This window comes from Anaerovibrio sp. (assembly GCF_045637405.1).
GTDB lineage: Bacteria > Bacillota > Negativicutes > Selenomonadales > Selenomonadaceae > Anaerovibrio.
Map to the genome: position 1 here is coordinate 1 of NZ_JAZTZI010000077.1, position 1,810 is coordinate 1,810.

Here is a 1,810-nt window from a genome sequence, read left to right on the forward strand (position 1 = left end):
ATAGGTGGCCATACCGTCAGTGCCTGTATTTCCTGCCATAGAAAGGCCCTCAGTAGCTGCACCTACGAAATCATTACCGGCAGAGAGAGCTGCCATACCTACTTCAGCTCCCATAACTGCATTATGTGTCTGCTCCTGGACAGTCAGGGACTCAACCCCAGTCTCAGCAGTGAAAATCAAATCTTCTCCCATCAGTGAAGCCTTGCCCTCACCCTCAAGAGTGGAACCCACCTTGTACTTGGTGCCTGTGATTGTGCCAATGTTTTCGCCAAAATTGGAAATCAGTGTCATTGTTTTATTGGCTGCCAAAGACCTGATATTTGTAAAATTAATATTGGTAGTGTCCACATCAGGACTGTTAAAGGTAATGGTATCGTGACGGGTGTACAAGGCACCTGTGTCCTTCCACTCCACATTCCCAAAGGTCAGCTTATTTACCACATTTGATGTGGCGGTGTATGTCAGGGCCGTCTTAGCCCCATTGAATGCCAGACTGCCTTGCAGTATTCCGTTTGCCGTCAGCCCTGAGACAATAACACTGTCCGTGTAGTTTTGCGTATGGGACGCCGACCCGCCAGCCAAATCAGCTTCCATTGCAAAGGGAGCTGTTATCAGATTCATGGCGGCATTCTTTTCTATGGCAGCGGCGTTGGTGAATTTCAGCCCAGAAGTGTCAATACTTGTCTTGCTGTTGTCGTTGTTGGCAAATATATGCCCTGAAACAGCATCTCTTCCCACAGTTACTGTAAGCATTGGTTTTGATGTATTCCAGACTGCATCTTTCAGCTTTACGGTTTCCATATTATAAATTGCGTTAGTCACGGTATTGGCGCCGGAAAGCTCCAATTTGTTGCCGGAAATAGTTTTTTCTCGCGCCTCTCCATAATTTGAATAGCTGCCACCCACCTCATAAACCTTACTGTCAGTAAGGGACACAGTATTATTAATTGCATAATGACCTGAGTTTCTTGAACCGCCATAAACCTTATCTGCAGTGCTTCTTACCAGAATAACGGTATTGCCGTTCGCATCTCCTTGATAGCTACTGCCACCAATAACTCTATTGTCGCTTGTAACGGTAACATCTGTCAGGGTGACAGTATTGTTGTCGGCGTTTTTATCATGGCTATAGCCCCCGTAAACATCGTTTTTTATGGTGGCTCTTACTGCCGCCAATGTATTATTGTTAGCATCCTCGTCATAGCTAAATCCGCCCAAAACTCTTTGTGTCAATGTGCCGCCATTAATAATTGTATTAAATAATGTTTTTTCCCCAGTAGGCCTGGACGTCCACGGGCTTATATCGCTCATAATCCCGTTATAAACAAATTTGTCCGTGCCACCGTTGACAGTAATAGTCTTATTCTCTGCATCTGCCCATGCCATCCCACTGCTCCCTATCCACAGGGAAACAGCCAGAGCCAAAGCAGCCTGTCCCTTTAAACCTTTCCAGCCCCTGCCCTTAGTGACTGTACGATTGCTGATGTCCCCCCCTAGTGGACTATCATACTTCCATGTTTCCATTTTTCATTCCCTCCATGCATATATACAGTGCCCCGAGGCACACATACTTTCTTAGAATAAAAAATAGCACGAAAATTCCCAAAATTCAACAACTCTGCAAAAAGTGGTCGATTTTTTCAAAAAGTGGTCGATTTTTAGACCATTTGATGTTTTTTGTATAACAATATTGTTATAACGCGAAAGCAAAATCAGTTTTAAAATGATACCCTGCTTTTTCAGCAAAGCCGTTGTTCCTCAGCCAGTGCTGTCTGCACCTTCTTCAAAATGTCCAGATGCACCTTCATCG

General features: G+C 44.7%; 1 protein-coding gene. It reads right to left on the reverse strand.

Features of this window, described 5'->3' with window-relative positions:
• On the reverse strand, positions 1-1,524 hold a 1,524-nt coding region (locus ACKI5G_RS05540; RefSeq protein WP_407398403.1), incomplete at its 3' end, for a hypothetical protein.
• Between the last annotated feature and the right edge of the window lie 286 nt (positions 1,525-1,810).